The sequence below is a fragment of the Pseudomonas sp. GW821-FHT02A11 genome (genome assembly GCF_059421985.1).
Genome location: NZ_JBWKWB010000005.1, coordinates 270,970 through 287,817 on the forward strand (window position 1 = coordinate 270,970; position 16,848 = coordinate 287,817).

At 59.4% G+C, this 16,848-nt stretch carries 14 protein-coding genes; 11 read left to right on the top strand and 3 right to left on the bottom strand.

Going from position 1 to position 16,848, the window contains the following annotated elements; translation table 11 throughout:
- Window positions 1-56: 56 nt before the first annotated feature.
- The 3 genes from dapC to map form a co-directional block, all read right to left on the bottom strand.
- A complete protein-coding gene (dapC, locus tag AC07V9_RS10555) occupies window positions 57-1,262 on the bottom strand; it encodes a succinyldiaminopimelate transaminase (protein WP_495015659.1) in 1,206 nt (401 codons plus the stop codon).
- Between the two features lie 74 nt (window positions 1,263-1,336).
- Window positions 1,337-4,033 (bottom strand): [protein-PII] uridylyltransferase, encoded by a 2,697-nt coding sequence (locus AC07V9_RS10560; protein WP_495015660.1) that lies wholly within the window; start codon window positions 4,031-4,033, stop codon window positions 1,337-1,339.
- Window positions 4,034-4,077: 44 nt separating this feature from the next.
- The gene (map, locus tag AC07V9_RS10565; protein WP_495015661.1) at window positions 4,078-4,860 is read right to left on the bottom strand and encodes a type I methionyl aminopeptidase; all 783 of its coding nucleotides are present in this window, start codon (window positions 4,858-4,860) and stop codon (window positions 4,078-4,080) included.
- A gap of 339 nt (window positions 4,861-5,199) precedes the next feature.
- Between map and rpsB the strand changes: the two genes are divergently transcribed.
- The 11 genes from rpsB (at window position 5,200) to lpxD (ending at window position 16,772) form a co-directional block, all read left to right on the top strand.
- A complete protein-coding gene (gene rpsB, locus AC07V9_RS10570) occupies window positions 5,200-5,934 on the top strand; it encodes a 30S ribosomal protein S2 (RefSeq protein WP_495015662.1) in 735 nt (244 codons plus the stop codon).
- 184 nt (window positions 5,935-6,118) lie between these two features.
- Window positions 6,119-6,982, top strand: coding sequence for a translation elongation factor Ts (gene tsf, locus AC07V9_RS10575; RefSeq protein ID WP_495015663.1), 864 nt, complete (start codon window positions 6,119-6,121; stop codon window positions 6,980-6,982).
- 195 nt (window positions 6,983-7,177) lie between these two features.
- Window positions 7,178-7,921 (top strand): UMP kinase, encoded by a 744-nt coding sequence (pyrH, locus tag AC07V9_RS10580; RefSeq protein ID WP_019692086.1) that lies wholly within the window; start codon window positions 7,178-7,180, stop codon window positions 7,919-7,921.
- Window positions 7,918-8,475 carry a ribosome recycling factor gene (frr, locus tag AC07V9_RS10585; protein ID WP_495015664.1) on the top strand — a complete coding sequence of 186 codons (558 nt, stop codon included), beginning with the start codon at window positions 7,918-7,920 and terminating at the stop codon, window positions 8,473-8,475. The genes pyrH and frr overlap by 4 nt, the downstream gene beginning before the upstream one ends.
- Window positions 8,476-8,491: 16 nt before the next feature.
- Window positions 8,492-9,247, top strand: a complete 756-nt coding sequence (uppS, locus tag AC07V9_RS10590; protein WP_495015665.1) for a polyprenyl diphosphate synthase — start codon at window positions 8,492-8,494, stop codon at window positions 9,245-9,247.
- Window positions 9,247-10,065, top strand: a complete 819-nt coding sequence (locus AC07V9_RS10595; protein WP_495015666.1) for a phosphatidate cytidylyltransferase — start codon at window positions 9,247-9,249, stop codon at window positions 10,063-10,065. Before uppS ends, AC07V9_RS10595 begins: the two co-directional genes overlap by 1 nt.
- Window positions 10,062-11,252, top strand: a complete 1,191-nt coding sequence (gene ispC, locus AC07V9_RS10600; RefSeq protein WP_495015667.1) for a 1-deoxy-D-xylulose-5-phosphate reductoisomerase — start codon at window positions 10,062-10,064, stop codon at window positions 11,250-11,252. Before AC07V9_RS10595 ends, ispC begins: the two co-directional genes overlap by 4 nt.
- A 93-nt stretch (window positions 11,253-11,345) precedes the next feature.
- Complete coding sequence (gene rseP, locus AC07V9_RS10605) at window positions 11,346-12,698, top strand: sigma E protease regulator RseP (RefSeq protein WP_495015668.1); 1,353 nt, start codon at window positions 11,346-11,348, stop codon at window positions 12,696-12,698.
- A gap of 76 nt (window positions 12,699-12,774) precedes the next feature.
- On the top strand, window positions 12,775-15,162 hold the full coding sequence (bamA, locus tag AC07V9_RS10610; RefSeq protein WP_495015669.1) for an outer membrane protein assembly factor BamA: 2,388 nt from the start codon (window positions 12,775-12,777) through the stop codon (window positions 15,160-15,162).
- Between the two features lie 46 nt (window positions 15,163-15,208).
- Window positions 15,209-15,712, top strand: coding sequence for an OmpH/Skp family outer membrane protein (locus AC07V9_RS10615; RefSeq protein ID WP_495015670.1), 504 nt, complete (start codon window positions 15,209-15,211; stop codon window positions 15,710-15,712).
- A gap of 4 nt (window positions 15,713-15,716) precedes the next feature.
- Window positions 15,717-16,772, top strand: a complete 1,056-nt coding sequence (gene lpxD / locus AC07V9_RS10620; protein ID WP_495015671.1) for a UDP-3-O-(3-hydroxymyristoyl)glucosamine N-acyltransferase — start codon at window positions 15,717-15,719, stop codon at window positions 16,770-16,772.
- The last annotated feature ends 76 nt before the right edge of the window (window positions 16,773-16,848 follow it).

The following is a 16,848-nucleotide window of genomic DNA, read 5'->3' on the forward strand; positions in this document are numbered from 1 at the left end:
AAAAAGGGCCGCTCCAGAGGGGGCGACCCTTTCTGCATTAAAAGGGCGAATCCCGATCAGCGGAGTTGACGAGCCTGCACAAAATCACGAATCCGCTCAGCCGCTTCCACACATTCGGCCAGTGGTGCCACCAGCGCCATGCGCACACGGCCTGCGCCGGGATTGGAGCCCTCGACATCGCGGGAAAGGTACGAACCCGGCACCACGGTCACGTGCTCGGCTTCGAACAGGTCGCGGCAGAAGGCGGCGTCGTCGCCACCCACGTTTGGCCACAAATAGAAGCTGCCGTCGGGGCGTTGTACGTCCATCACCGGGGAAAGAATGTTCAGCACGGCGTCGAACTTTTCGCGATACAAGTCACGGTTAGCGCGTACATGGGCTTCGTCGTTCCAGGCCGCGATGCTGGCCAGTTGGGTTTGAACCGGCATCGCGCAACCGTGGTAGGTGCGGTACAGCAGGAATGCCTTGAGGATGTCGGCATCGCCGGCGACAAACCCCGAGCGCAGGCCTGGCAGGTTGGAACGTTTGGACAGGCTGTGGAACACCACACAACGTTTGAAATCGCTGCGGCCCAGTTCGGCGCAGGCGGTCAGCAGGCCCGGCGGTGGGGTGTCTTCGTCGAAATACAGCTCGCTGTAGCACTCGTCGGCGGCAATGACAAAGTCGTGCTCGTCCGCCAGGGCGATGAGTTTTTTCAGGGTGTCCAATGGGATCAGCGCGCCCGTCGGGTTGCCGGGCGAGCACAGGAAAAGGATCTGGCAACGCTTCCAGATATCCGTCGCAACAGCGTCGAAATCCGGGTTGAAGCCGTGTTCCACCAGGCAAGGCAGGTAGTGCGGCTCGGCGCCCGCGAGGAACGCCGCGCCTTCGTAGATCTGGTAAAACGGGTTGGGGCTGACCACCAGGCCGTCATCGCTGCGGTTGACCACGGTCTGGGTGAAGGCGAACAGCGCTTCGCGGGTGCCGTTGACCGGCAGCACATGTTTAGCTGCATCGAGCCAGCCTTGCGGTACGCTGAAACGACGCTCGCACCAGCTGGCAATCGCTTCACGCAAGGCCGGGATGCCTGCGGTGGTCGGATACACCGCCATCTTGTCCAGGTTGTCGGCCAGTGCCTTGGCGACGAACGCGGGCGAGGCATGTTTCGGCTCGCCGATGGACAGCGCGACTGGCCGCTTGTCCGGGTTGGGCGTGACGCTTCCCAGCAGGGCGCGGAGCTTTTCGAACGGGTATGGCTGAAGCTGTTGCAGAGCGTTGTTCATGGGTCATCGTTCTCGCGGAGCGGGGCGTCCGTGCTTAGGGTCACAGGCGCCGTTAAATCAAATCGTCAGGGCGTTCAGATGCTGATACGCAGCTCGCCCGGTTCCTGGTTGACGCTGAGCTGCTGGACAATGGCGTCCTGCAAGCGGCTGCACAGTTGCGGATCGGACAGCGGCTGGTTGTTCTCGTCAGTGAGGAAGAACACGTCTTCCACGCGCTCGCCGAGGGTCGAAATCTTGGCGTTTTGCAGCGACAGGTCGAACTCCAGGAAGATCTTGCCGATACGCGCCAGCAGGCCCGGGCGATCCGGTGCACTCAGCTCCAGCACGGTCACCGGCCGCTGGGCGTCGTTGGAAATCGTCACCACCGGCGCGAAGGCAAAATGCTTGAGCTGGCGCGGCACCCGACGTTTGATGATGGTCGGGTAGTCGTCCGGGTTGCGCAGCGCTTCGGTCAGGCCCTCGCGAATGGTCTTGATTCGCTCGGGATTGTCGCCGATCGGGCCGCCGTCACTGTCGAGCACGATGTAGGTGTCGAGGGTGAACTGGCTGGTCGAGGTGATGACCCGGGCATCGTGAATGTTCAGGTTCAACTGGTCCATCGCTGCCACGGTCACGGCGAAGAAGTCGTGCTGGTCGGGGGCGTAGATGAAGATCTGCGTGCCGCCTTCGAACTCGCGTTGAGTGGTTTCCTTGATCAGTACCAGCGGGCCACCATCGGCCGGTTGCTGCAGGATCGCGTCGCTGTGCCAGGCTACGTCGCCTGCGGTGTGGCGCAGGAAATAGTCATCGCCCAGCTGCGACCACAGCTGCTCGACGTCGTCCGGATCGGTGCCGCTGCGCACCAGAATGTCCAGCGCGGCGCTTTGCGTGCGGCGGATCTGCTCCTCGCGGTCCACCGGGTTTTCCAGGCCGCGTTTGAGCGCGCGCTTGGTTTCGGTGTACAGCTGGCGCAACAGGCTGGCGCGCCAGGAGTTCCACAGCGTCGGATTGGTGGCGTTGATGTCGGCGATGGTCAGCACGTAAAGGTAATCCAGGTGCACCTCGTCGCCCACGAACTGCGCGAAGTCGTGAATCACCTGCGGGTCGGACAAGTCCTTGCGCTGGGCAGTGGTCGACATCACCAGGTGGTTCTGCACCAGCCAGACGATCAGTTGTGTGTCCCAGGTAGGCAGGTGATGGCGAATGCCGAACGCCTCGGCGTCGACCGCGCCAAGCTCCGAGTGATCGCCGCCTCGCCCTTTGCCGATGTCGTGATACAGACCGGCCAGGTAGATCAGCTCCGGCTTGGGCAGCTTGCCCATCAGCTTGCTGGCCAGCGGGAATTTTTCTGACATCTGCGTGTACTGAAGCTTACGCAGATGTTTGATCAGGTTCAGCGTATGGGCGTCGACCGTATAGATGTGGAACAGGTCATGCTGCATCTGCCCGACGATGTGCCCGAACTCGGGCAGGTACAGGCCCAGGATGCCGTAACGGTTCATCCGCCGCAGGTTGCGGTGGATGCCGACTTCGCACTTGAACAGCTCGATGAACAGGCTGGTGTTGCGAATATCGTTGCGGAAATCGTCGTTGATCAAGTGCCGGTGTTCGCGCAGCAGGCGAATGGTATCGGCCCGCACGCCCTTGATTTCCGGGCGCTGAGCCATCAGCACGAAAATCTCCAGCATCGCGAACGGCGTGCGCTTGAAGACATTCGGGTGGGTCGCCTCGATGTAGCCGTCATGCAGCTGGAAGCGCGAGTTGATCGATTCGGTGACGGTGTTCTGGTCGTCCGAGAGGATCACCTCTTCGAAGTGCTGGATGATCAGGTCGCTCAACTGGGCGATGCTCATGACCACTCGATAGTACTTCTGCATGAAGCGTTCGATAGCCAGCTTCGCGTCGTTGTCCTGATAGCCCAGCAGGCGTGCGATATTGGTCTGATAGTCGAACAGCAGGCGGTCTTCGGCGCGGCCTGCGAGCATGTGCAAGGCGTAGCGCACCTTCCACAGGAACTCCTGGGACGACGCCAGCAGCGCATTTTCGCTTTCCAGCAGGAAGCCCTGGTCGGCTAGCGCGTGCAGGTTCAGGGTGCCGTACTGACGGCGGGCGACCCAGAGGATGGTCTGGATGTCCCGCAGGCCACCCGGCGAGCCTTTGACGTTGGGCTCCAGGTTGTATTCGGTGTCGAAATATTTGTGGTGACGGGCCTTCTGTTCGGCACGCTTGGCCAGGAAGAACTCCTTGCTCGGCCACATTTGCGAGGTGCTGGTGACGTCCAGCATGCGCTGGCGCAAGTGCTCGGGGCCGGCAATGGTGCGGCTCTCCATCAGGTTGGTGATCACCGTCAGGTCGGCGCGGGCCTCGATGGCGCATTCGTCGACCGAACGAACGCTCTGACCGACTTCCAGGCCAATGTCCCACAAGAGCGTCAGAAAACGCTCGATGGAATCCCGGAAGATTTCATGGTCGGCGCTGTCCAGCAGGATCAGCAGGTCGATGTCCGAATAGGGGTGCAGTTCGCCACGACCATAGCCGCCGACCGCCAGCAAAGCGATGTCGGCGTCTTCGCTCCAGTCGAACTGCTCCCAGGCCTGTTGCAGGATGTTGTCGACGAACCAGGCGCGATCCTCGATCAGTCGACGAATCTCGCGACCCGATTTGAAACGTTCATCCAGTACCTCGCGGGCCTGGCGGATAGCTTTCTTGAAGGCGGCAATGGGGCTGGCCTTCAGCGCCAGTTCGGCCTGGAACTGGCCACGATCGAACAAATCTGGGTCCACCTGCGGCATCGAACTGCTTTCCTTCTATCTATATCGCACGGGATGATCGGTAATCAGGCGGAGGTGCGGGCAATGGTGTCGTCGCTGCGCAGGGTGAAGATTTCGTAGCCTGTGGCGGTGACCAGAATGGTGTGCTCCCACTGCGCCGACAGCTTGCGATCCTTGGTGATGGCTGTCCAGCCGTCGCCCAGCAGGCGCGTGTCGGCCTTGCCCTGGTTGATCATCGGCTCGATGGTGAAGGTCATGCCTTCCTTGAGCTCCATGCCGGTACCGGCCTTGCCGTAGTGCAGGACCTGCGGCTCTTCGTGGAACACCTTGCCGATGCCGTGCCCGCAGTATTCGCGCACCACGGAGAAGCCGTTCTTTTCGGCGTGCTTCTGGATCACTTCGCCGATGTCGCCCAGGTGCGCGCCCGGCTTGACCAGTTCGATGCCTTTATACATGCACTCCTGGGTGATCTTCGACAGGCGCTCGGCCCACTCGGGAACCTTGCCGACGTGGAACATCCGGCTGGTGTCGCCGTGGTAACCGTCCTTGATGACGGTCACGTCGATGTTCAGCACATCGCCTTCCTTCAATGGCTTCTCGTTCGGAATGCCATGGCAGACGACGTGATTGATCGAGGTGCAGATGGATTTGGGGAAACCTTTGTAGTTCAGCGGCGCCGGGATGGCCTTCTGCTCGTTGACGATGTAGTCATGGCAGAGGCGGTCCAGTTCGTCGGTGGTGACCCCGGGCTTGACGTACGCTGCGATCATTTCCAGGACTTCGGCGGCCAGACGACCGGCGATGCGCATCTTTTCGATGTCTTCAGGGGTTTTGATGGTAACGGTCATACAAGGCTCTCTCGGCGCGGCAGGGCCGCGGCTAAAACACGGAAAAACGCGATTCTATCAGACCGGCTCCGGGCGGGTTATCATCGCGTCCTCATATAGAAGCTGGCAGGCTGTGAAGCGCGGCATCCGGAGCGGGGCAAAAGCGTCGAAAAAACAGGATCTTGATTCGGGTTCCGTTATCTAGACTTTTGTGATATAAAATGCGCCGCTTTCCGGGGTACGTCCCGAAAGCCTAAACCCACACACGTGTCGACACGATGACCTGGGTGCCCTCGGCTCATGCCGCTGGTTGGTCATTGGGATACGTGGAGGCCTAACCCGACTTATCAAGGAACTATCATGTCCCAAGTCAACATGCGCGATATGCTGAAGGCCGGTGTGCACTTCGGCCACCAGACCCGTTACTGGAACCCGAAAATGGGCAAGTACATTTTCGGCGCGCGTAACAAGATCCACATCATCAACCTTGAAAAAACCCTGCCAATGTTCAACGACGCTCTGACGTTCGTAGAGCGCCTGGCTCAGGGCAAAAACAAGATTCTGTTCGTGGGCACCAAGCGTTCCGCTGGCAAGATCGTTGCTGAAGAAGCAGCACGTTGCGGTTCGCCGTACGTCGATCACCGCTGGTTGGGCGGCATGCTGACCAACTTCAAAACCATCCGTGCCTCCATCAAGCGTCTGCGCGAGCTGGAAGTTCAGGCTGAAGACGGCACTTTCTCCAAGCTGACCAAGAAAGAGGCGCTGATGCGCACTCGCGATCTGGAAAAGCTGGATCGTAGCCTGGGCGGCATCAAGGACATGGGCGGTCTGCCAGACGCACTGTTCGTTATCGACGTTGATCACGAGCGCATCGCGATCACCGAAGCCAACAAGCTGGGCATCCCGGTCATCGGCGTTGTCGATACCAACAGCAGCCCGGAAGGCGTTGACTACATCATCCCAGGCAACGATGACGCCATTCGCGCCATCCAGCTGTACATGGGTTCGATGGCTGACGCTGTTATCCGTGGTCGCAACAACGTTGCTGGCGGCACTGAAGTTTACGCTGAAGAAGCGGCAACTGCTGCCGAGTAATGGACGCTTAGCGTCTACTCGGTGCGCAAAAAGGGGGCTCAGCCCCCTTTTTGCCACCTCGAAAACCATCTGGCGTTGTCGTCGACTTTATTGTCATGCGCAGCTGTCATCATGGATTTTCAAGAATTTTGTACGCCCGCCCGGCGGGTGGAATGGTTGAAGACCTATCCAAGAGGATTTTGAAATGGCAGAGATTACTGCAGCGTTGGTCAAAGAACTGCGCGAGCGTACTGGCGAAGGCATGATGGACTGCAAAAAGGCCCTGACCAAGGCCGGCGGCGACATCGAAAAAGCCATCGACGACATGCGTGCTTCGGGCGCCATCAAGGCTGCCAAGAAAGCAGGCAACGTTGCTGCTGAAGGCGCTATCGCCATCAAGGACGACGGCAAAGCCGCTGTCCTGCTCGAAGTCAACTCCCAGACCGACTTCCTGGCTCTGCAGGACGACTTCAAGAACTTCGTCGCTGCAAGCGTCGAGAAGGCATTCGCTGACAAACTGACCGACGCAGCTCCGCTGATCGCCGCTCAGGAAGGTGCTCGCGAAGCCCTGGTTGCTAAAGTTGGCGAAAACGTCAATATCCGTCGTCTGGTACGCGTTGAAGGTGACGTTGTCGGTTCCTACCTGCACGGCAACAAGATCGGCGTAGCCGTTGTCCTGAAAGGCGGCGACGTCGAGCTGGCCAAAGACATCGCGATGCACGTTGCTGCAAGCAACCCTGAGTTCCTGCTGCCAACCGACGTTTCGGCTGAAGCGATCGAGCGCGAGAAGGCTGTGTTCCTGCAGCTGAACGAAGAGAAGCTCAAAGGCAAGCCTGCTGAAATCGCCGAGAAGATGGTCAGTGGCCGTATCGCCAAGTTCCTGGCTGAAGCTAGCCTGGTTGAGCAGGCGTTCGTGAAGAACCCTGAAGTCACCGTTGGCGCCCTGGCCAAGAAAGCCGGTGCTGAAATCGTTTCCTTCACCTACTTCAAAGTGGGCGAAGGCATCGAGAAGCCAGTCGACAACTTCGCTGAAGAAGTTGCTGCCCAGCTGGCTGCTGCCAAGCAGTAAGACGGTTTCAAAGCTGTCGATCAAAGAGGCTGCCCGCTCACGCGCGCAGCCTCTTTGTCAAACGGCTGCATGAATTTGTTTTTTCGGGGATGTGACACGTGCAAACTGCACATCCCTCAAGCGGTGGCCTAGAGTTAGCGCAGGCTCAAGGCAGCGCCGTACATTTTTTTCAAGATGCCGCAGGAGAGATTCGCAATGGCTCAGCAGGGCAGTGGTTATCAAGCTCGCTATAAACGCATTCTACTCAAGCTTAGCGGTGAGGCCCTTATGGGGTCCGAAGAGTTCGGCATCGACCCCAAAGTGCTGGACCGCATGGCGCTGGAAGTGGGGCAGCTGGTTGGAATCGGTGTGCAGGTCGGCCTCGTCATCGGCGGTGGCAACCTGTTTCGCGGTGCAGCACTGAGTGCCGCAGGCATGGATCGGGTCACTGGCGACCACATGGGCATGCTGGCCACTGTCATGAACGCCCTGGCCATGCGTGACGCGCTGGAACGTGCCAATATCTCGGCCATCGTAATGTCGGCCATTTCCATGGTGGGTGTGACCGATCACTACGATCGTCGCAAGGCCATGCGTCACCTGAACGCCAAGGAAGTGGTCATTTTCGCGGCCGGTACCGGCAACCCGTTCTTCACCACCGACTCGGCCGCCTGCCTGCGCGCTATCGAAATCGACGCGGACGTCGTGTTGAAGGCAACCAAGGTCGATGGTGTGTACACTGCCGATCCATTCAAGGACCCGCATGCCGAGAAGTTCGATCATCTGACATACGATGAAGTGCTGGATCGCAAGCTGGGCGTGATGGATCTGACGGCCATTTGCCTGTGCCGTGACCACAAGATGCCGCTGCGTGTCTTTAATATGAACAAACCTGGCGCCCTGCTGAACATCGTGCACGGCGGCGCGGAAGGAACCTTGATCGAGGAAGGCGAACAATGATCAACGAAATCAAAAAAGACGCTCAAGAGCGCATGAAGAAGTCCATCGAGTCCTTGAACCACGCTTTCGGTCAGATTCGTACCGGCAAAGCGCACCCAAGCATCCTGGGTGCTGTGATGGTTCCTTATTATGGCGTGGATACTCCGCTGACCGGCGTCGCCAACGTCACCGTCAAAGACACTCGCACCCTGCAGGTCGTGCCTTTCGAGCGCAACATGCTGGCTGCCGTCGACAAGGCGATCGGTAGTGCAGGTCTGAACCTGAACCCGACTAACCTGGGTGAGTTGCTGCTGATCTCCATGCCGCCTCTGACCGAAGAGACTCGTAAAGGCTTCACCAAGCAGGCACGCAGCGCTGCCGAAGACGCTCGTGTTGCCGTGCGCAACATTCGTCGTGATGCCTTGGGTGATCTGAAGAAGCTGGTCAAGGACAAGGAAATCAGCGAAGACGAAGAGCGTCGTGGTACTGCGGAGATCGACAAGCTGATCAAGGACTTCGAGGCTCAGATCACCAAGGCGACGGAAGAGAAAGAAAAAGACCTGATGGCTGTATAAGGATCAGGGCGCTTTCATGGAAAAGACAAAGCTGGCTGTGCCGTCCTCGGTACCGCGCCATGTCGCGATCATCATGGATGGGAACAATCGCTGGGCCAAGAAGCGCCTGCTGCCGGGTGTGGCAGGCCACAAAGCTGGCGTAGACGCTGTTCGTGCGGTGATTGAGGTATGCGCCGAGGCCAAGGTCGAGGTGCTGACGCTGTTCGCCTTCTCCAGTGAGAACTGGCAACGCCCGGCCGATGAGGTTGGAGCGTTGATGGAGCTGTTCTTCACCGCGTTGCGTCGCGAGACCCGCCGCCTGAACGAAAACGGCATCAGCCTGCGCATCATCGGTGATCGTTCGCGTTTTCACCCTGAGTTGCAGGCCGCCATTCGCGAAGCGGAAGCGGCCACTGCCGCAAACAGCCGCTTTGTTCTGCAGATCGCCGCCAACTACGGCGGTCAGTGGGATATCGCTCAGGCCGCGCAGCGACTGGCCCGTGAGGTTCAGGCGGGGCATCTGCGTCCTGAGGACATTACCCCTGAACTCTTGCAGACGTGCCTTGCGACGGGGGATCTGCCGCTGCCTGACCTGTGCATCCGCACCGGTGGCGAGCACCGCATCAGCAATTTCCTGCTCTGGCAGCTCGCGTACGCCGAGTTGTACTTCTCCGACCTATTCTGGCCGGACTTCAAACACGATGCCATGCGCCATGCGCTGGCCGATTACGCTTCGCGCCAACGCCGCTTCGGTAAGACAAGCGAGCAGGTAGAAGCTGGAGCCCGTGCTTAATGCTCAAACAACGAATCATTACAGCGCTGATTCTCGCGCCTCTGGCGCTGTGCGGTTTCTTTCTGCTGGAAGGCGGTTACTTCGCCTTGTTCATCGGAGCGGTGGTTGCACTGGGTGCCTGGGAGTGGGCGCGTCTGGCCGGCCTTGAAGCCCAGTCCCTGCGCGTGCTCTGCGCTGTGGTGGTGGCGGCCCTGCTGTTTGTGCTGTACCTGATGCCGAGTATCGCGCCCTGGCTTTTGGTGGCGGCCCTGTTGTGGTGGCTGACCGCCACGTGGCTGGTGCTGACCTACCCTGAATCCAGCGATCACTGGTCCAGCGTGCTGTGCAAGCTGGTCATCGGTCTGCTGATCCTGCTGCCAGCCTGGCAAGGGTTGGTCCTGATCAAGCTCGAGCCAATGGGCAACTGGCTGATTCTCACAGTCATGATATTGGTCTGGGGCGCGGACATCGGCGCTTACTTTTCCGGCAAGGCATTCGGCAAGCGCAAGCTGGCGCCAAAGGTCAGCCCCGGCAAAAGCTGGGAAGGTCTCTATGGCGGGCTGGTGGCATGTCTACTGATCACGTTGGTGGTCGGGATCAGTCGCGGCTGGTCGGTGGCCGAGATTATCTTTGCCCTGGTCTGCGCAGCTATCGTGGTGCTGATCTCCGTCGTGGGCGACCTGACCGAGAGCATGTTCAAGCGCAAGTCCGGGATCAAGGACAGCAGTAATCTGCTGCCGGGGCACGGCGGTGTGCTGGATCGTATCGACAGCTTGACCGCCGCGATCCCTGTATTCGCCCTGCTGCTGTGGGCCGCAAAAGACTGGGGCATGATGTGAGCAAGCCTCAACAGATCACCGTGCTGGGCGCCACAGGGTCGGTTGGCGTCAGCACCCTGGATGTCATCGCCCGCCATCCTTCTCGTTACCAGGTGTTTGCCCTGACCGGCTACACACGACTGGCCGAGCTGCTGGCGTTGTGCGTTCGTCACACCCCGCAATTTGCGGTGGTGCCGACGACCGTTGCTGCGCGTCAATTGCAGGACGATCTGCGCGCAGCTGGTTTGGATACCCGCGTGCTCGTGGGGGAGGGGGGCTTGTGCGAAGTGTCGGCCCATCCTCAGGTCGATACCGTGCTGGCGGCCATTGTCGGCGCCGCAGGCCTGCGACCGACGCTTGCGGCGGTCGAGGCAGGCAAGAAGGTGCTGCTGGCCAACAAGGAAGCGCTGGTCATGTCTGGCGGTCTGTTCATGGATGCGGTTCATCGCAGTGGAACGGTTCTGTTGCCGCTGGACAGCGAGCACAACGCAATTTTCCAGTGCCTGCCCGGCAACTACGCCAGCGGTCTGGGCGCTGTGGGTGTGCGGCGAGTGCTGCTCACCGCGTCCGGCGGCCCGTTTCGCGAAACGCCGCTGGCGGAGCTTGAGCACGTGTCGCCTGATCAGGCCTGCGCGCATCCGAACTGGTCCATGGGCCGCAAGATTTCCGTCGACTCGGCCAGCATGATGAACAAGGGTCTCGAGTTGATCGAAGCCTGCTGGTTGTTCGACACCACCCCTGCACACATCGAGGTGGTGGTTCATCCGCAAAGCGTCATCCATTCCATGGTCGATTACGTGGACGGTTCGGTGCTGGCCCAGTTGGGCAACCCGGACATGCGCACGCCGATAGCCCACGCACTGGCGTGGCCGGAGCGCATTGATTCGGGCGTCGCGCCGCTGGATCTGTTCAGCATTGCGCGTCTGGACTTCCAGGCCCCGGACGAAATGCGCTTTCCATGTTTGCGTCTGGCGCGGCAAGCTGCTGACGCGGGCGGCAGCGCTCCGGCGGTCTTGAATGCTGCCAACGAAGTCGCCGTGGCGGCGTTTCTGGACCGACGCATTCGTTTTCCGGAAATCGCGAGTATGATCGACGAGGTCTTGAATACGCAGCCGGTTGTAGCGGTCAGCGAGCTCGAGGCGGTGTTCGAGATCGATGCCAGGGCGCGTTTCCTGGCTGAGCAGTGGCTCGGGCGCAATGATCGATAGGCGATATATGTCACATGGCACAGGTGCGTCGGCAGAGGCAGGTATCCGTTTGATACTTGCCCGTCACGTCCGACCGGTACCCGGAGAATTGCGATGAGCGCGCTATATATGATTGTCGGTACCCTGGTGGCATTGGGCGTGCTGGTGACCTTTCACGAGTTTGGCCACTTCTGGGTGGCCCGGCGTTGCGGCGTCAAGGTTTTGCGTTTTTCCGTCGGTTTCGGCATGCCGCTGTTACGCTGGCATGACCGCAAAGGCACCGAATATGTGGTGGCCGCCATTCCGCTGGGCGGCTACGTCAAGATGCTCGATGAGCGCGAGGGCGAGGTCCCTGCCGAGCTGATTGATCAGTCGTTCAACCGTAAAACGGTGTATCAGCGCATTGCGATCGTCATCGCAGGGCCTGTGGCGAACTTTCTGCTGGCCATCGCGTTTTTCTGGGTACTGGCCATGTTGGGCAGTCAGCAGGTGCGCCCGGTCATCGGCGCAGTCGAGTCCGGCAGCATCGCGCAGAAGGCCGGCCTGGTCTCCGGTCAGGAAATTGTTTCCATTGATGGCGAAGCCACTGCCGGGTGGTCAGCGGTCAATCTGCAACTGGTGCGTCGTCTCGGCGAGACCGGCAGCATCGCGGTGAAGGTGCGTGATCAGGGTTCCGATGTCGAAACCCCGCACACGCTGGTGCTGGACAACTGGCTCAAGGGCGCGGATGAGCCCGATCCGATTCACTCGCTGGGTATCCGCCCATGGCGCCCGGCCTTGCCGCCGGTGTTGGCCGAGCTCGACTCCAAAGGCCCAGCCCAGGCCGCTGGCCTCAAGACCGGCGATCGTCTGCTTGCGCTGGACGGTCAGTCGGTCAACGAGTGGCAGCAGGTGGTGGATTGGGTACGTGTCCGCCCTGATACCAAAATCTCGCTGAGTGTCGAGCGTGACGGTGCGACAATCGACCTGCCTGTGACCTTGGTCGCTCGCGGTGAAGGCAAGGCGGCGACCGGCTATCTCGGTGCCGGCGTCAAAGGTGTCGACTGGCCAGCCGAAATGCTTCGCGAGGTCAGCTATGGGCCTGTGGCCGCCGTGGCAGAGGGCGCGCGACGCACCTGGACCATGAGCGTGCTGACGCTGGATTCACTGAAGAAAATGCTGTTCGGCGAGCTCTCGGTAAAAAACTTGAGCGGACCGATAACCATTGCTAAAGTGGCGGGCGCTTCGGCCCAGTCAGGTGTAGGTGACTTCTTGAATTTCCTCGCTTATCTGAGCATAAGCCTGGGGGTTCTCAATTTGCTGCCCATTCCAGTGTTGGACGGGGGGCACTTGCTGTTTTATCTGATCGAGTGGGCGCGTGGTCGTCCACTGTCGGAAAAGGTACAGGGTTGGGGGGTTCAGATCGGGGTAAGTCTGGTGGTCGGAGTCATGTTGCTCGCACTGGTCAACGATCTGGGACGACTGTAAAAAGCTACGCCGAATTGTGAATCTGCCGCATTTTGCGGCAGTTTGTTTATTGCCAGTTGGAATAAGAAAGGACTTCATGAAACGTCTGCTGCTAACTGCGGTTCTTGCCGTACTGATGATCGCCGAAGTTCACGCCGAGTCCTTCACTATCTCCGATATCCGTGTCAACGGGCTGCAGCGGGTGTCCGCAGGCAGCGTCTTTGGCGCGTTGCCGTTGAACGTGGGTGAACAGGCCGATGATTCGCGCTTGGTTGAAGCCACGCGCTCGCTGTTCAAAACCGGTTTCTTCCAGGACATCCAGCTGGGCCGTGACGGTAACGTCCTGGTCATCACGGTTGTGGAGCGTCCATCGGTAGCGAGCATCGAAATCGAAGGCAACAAGGCGATCACTACCGAGGACCTGATGAAAGGTCTGAAGCAGTCGGGTCTGGCTGAAGGCGAAATCTTCCAGCGCGCCACCCTCGAAGGCGTTCGTAACGAACTGCAGCGTCAGTACGTCGCTCAAGGTCGCTACTCGGCGGAAGTGGCCACTGAAGTCGTTCCTCAGCCGCGTAACCGCGTAGGCCTGAAGATCAACATCAACGAAGGCGCAGTCGCTGCTATCCAGCACATCAACGTGGTGGGTAATTCGGTCTTTAAAGAAGAAGACCTGACCGATCTGTTCGAGCTGAAGACCACCAACTGGCTGTCCTTCTTCAAGAACGACGACAAGTACGCCCGGGAAAAACTCTCCGGCGACCTGGAACGTCTGCGCTCCTACTACCTGGACCGCGGCTATATCAACATGGATATCGCCTCGACCCAGGTATCGATCACGCCTGACAAGAAAAGCGTATACATCACCGTCAACATTCACGAAGGCGAGAAGTACAGCGTCAAGTCGGTCAAGCTGAGCGGTGACCTCAAGGTCCCGGAAGATCAGGTTAAGTCGCTGCTGCTGGTCAAGCCGGGTCAGGTGTTCTCGCGCAAGGTCATGACCACCACGTCCGAACTGATCACCCGCCGTCTGGGTAACGAGGGTTACACCTTCGCCAACGTCAACGGCGTGCCGACCCCGAACGATGAAGACCACACCGTGGACATCACCTTCGCTGTCGATCCGGGCAAGCGTGCCTACGTGAATCGCATCAACTTCCGAGGCAACACGAAGACCGCGGATGAAGTGCTGCGTCGTGAAATGCGTCAGATGGAAGGCGGTTGGGCTTCCACTTACCTGATCGATCAGTCCAAGACCCGTCTGGATCGTCTGGGCTTCTTCAAGGAAGTGAACGTTGAAACCCCACCGGTACCGGGTACCGACGATCAGGTTGACGTGAACTACGCCGTGGAAGAGCAGGCGTCCGGTTCGATCACCGCCAGCGTCGGCTTTGCGCAGAGCGCCGGTCTGATCCTGGGTGGTTCGATCAGCCAGAACAACTTCCTGGGTACCGGTAACAAGGTCAGCATTGGCCTGACTAAAAGTGAATACCAGACCCGCTACAACTTCAGCTACGTCGATCCGTACTTCACGCCGGACGGTGTGAGCCTGGGTTACAGTGCGTTCTATCGCAAGACCAACTACGACGACCTCGATGTCGACATCGCCAGCTACTCGGTGGACAGCATTGGCGCCGGTGTCAACATGGGCTACCCGATCAGTGAGACCTCGCGTCTGAACTTCGGTCTGTCCGTTCAGCAGGACCAGATCAACACCGGTACCTACACCGTCGACGAGATCTTCGACTTCCTCGAAAAGGAAGGCGACAGCTTTACCAACTTTAAAGCTTCTGTGGGCTGGTCTGAATCGACCCTGAACAAAGGCACGCTGCCGACCCGTGGCTCGTCTCAGAGCCTGACCCTGGAAACCACCATTCCGGGCAGCGACCTGTCGTTCTACAAACTCGACTACCGTGGCCAGCTGTTCCACCCGATCACCACCAACACCACGCTGCGTCTGCACTCGGAGCTGGGTTATGGCGATGGCTACGGTTCGACCTCCGGTCTGCCGTTCTACGAGAACTACTACGCCGGTGGTTTCAACTCGGTTCGTGGCTTCAAGGACAGCACCTTGGGTCCGCGCAGCACGCCGAGCCGTGGCGAGGCCAACGGTGGCAAGCCCGGTACCCTGGCTGACCCGGATCAGGATCCGTTGCCATTCGGCGGTAACGTCCTGATCACCGGTGGTGCAGAAATCCTGTTCCCACTGCCGTTCGTCAAGGATCAGCGTTCGCTGCGTACGTCTTTGTTCTGGGACGTGGGTAATGTGTTCAACACCAATTGCGACAATGCTAAAACCACGCTTGATGGACAGAAGATCCAGTGTAACGGTCCTGAGCTGTCCGGTCTGGCAAGCTCGGTCGGTGTGGGGGTGACGTGGGTGACAGCCTTGGGTCCATTGAGCTTCGCTCTGGCCATGCCGGTCAAAAAGCCGGACAACGACACCGAAACCCAGGTCTTCCAATTCTCTCTCGGTCAGACCTTCTAAGGGTCTGATCACTGATCACGACAACGGATTCTGTAGGAGTTACAACGTGCGTAAGTTGACCCAATTGGCATTGCTGGCCACTGTTCTGATTGCAGGCCCGGCATTTGCTGACATGAAAATTGCCGTCCTGAACTACCAGATGGCACTGCTGGAATCGGATGCCGCGAAAAAGTATGCCGTTGACGCAGAAAAGAAATTCGGCCCGCAACTGACCAAGCTCAAGGCCCTGGAAAGCAGCGCCAAAGGCATTCAGGATCGTCTGGTAGCCGGTGGCGACAAAATGGCCCAGCCAGAGCGTGAGAAGCTGGAGCTGGACTTCAAGCAGAAAGCCCGCGACTTCCAGTTCCAGTCCAAGGAGCTGAACGAAGCCAAGGCCGTTGCTGACCGTGACATGCTGAAAGTGCTGAAGCCAAAACTGGACCAGGCGGTTGAAGAAGTTATCAAGAAAGGCGGCTTTGACTTGGTGTTCGAGCGCGGTGCCGTGATTGACGTCAAGCCACAATACGACGTCACTCGCCAGGTCATCGAGCGCATGAACCAGTTGAAGTAACTTCATGACTGCGACTACCACCCTCGGCCAGTTGGCCGAGTTCCTCGGGGCCACACTGCGTGGCTCGGCGGACAAGGAAATCACCGGGCTTGCCACCTTGCAGGAGGCGGGGCCCGGTCAGGTCAGTTTTCTGGCCAATCCCCAATATCGTAAATTCCTCGCCACCACCCGCGCGGCTGCCGTACTGCTCAAGCCCGCAGACGCCGAGGGTTACGCGGGGGATGCTTTGCTGATCGCCGATCCTTATCTGGCGTATGCACGAATATCCCACCTGTTCGATCCCAAACCCAAGGCTGCTGCCGGTATTCACCCGACAGCAATCGTGGCTGAGGATGCTGTTGTCGATGCCAGCGCCAGTGTCGGTCCTTTTGTTGTGATCGAAAGCGCTGCGCGTATTGGCGCGGGCGTTACCTTGGGGGCTCACTGCTTCATCGGCGCGCGCAGCGTGATCGGCGACGGCGGCTGGCTGGCGCCTCGCGTGACGCTGTATCACGACGTTCGCGTCGGTCAGCGCGCGGTGATTCAGTCCGGCGCTGTGCTGGGTGGTGAAGGCTTCGGCTTTGCCAACCAGAAAGGCGTCTGGCACAAGATTGCCCAGATCGGTGGCGTGAGCATTGGTGACGACGTGGAAATCGGTGTGAACACCGCCATTGACCGCGGCGCCATGGACGACACGCGCATCGGCAACGGTGTGAAGCTGGATAACCAGATTCAGATCGCGCACAACGTACAGGTGGGTGATCACACGGCAATGGCGGCCTGTGTCGGTATTTCCGGCAGCACGAAGATTGGCAAGCATTGCATGCTGGCCGGTGGTGTCGGGCTGGTCGGGCATATCGACATTTGCGACGGTGTTTTCATCACCGGCATGACCATGGTGACCCATTCGATCACCGAGCCAGGCTCCTATTCCTCGGGCACCGCCATGCAGCCTGCTGCAGAGTGGCGCAAGAGCGCAGCACGCATTCGCAAGCTCGATAGCATGGCGCGACGGCTGCAGCAGCTTGAAAAGAGTGTCGAGGCGGTGACCTCGGACGGTAAAGCGTCATCTGATAGCTGATATTTCTTTCTTATCAAGCGTGCACAGCCGATAAACTGCCTCCTTGATTTGCTAGAGGAGTGTCGCGCGTTTGCCG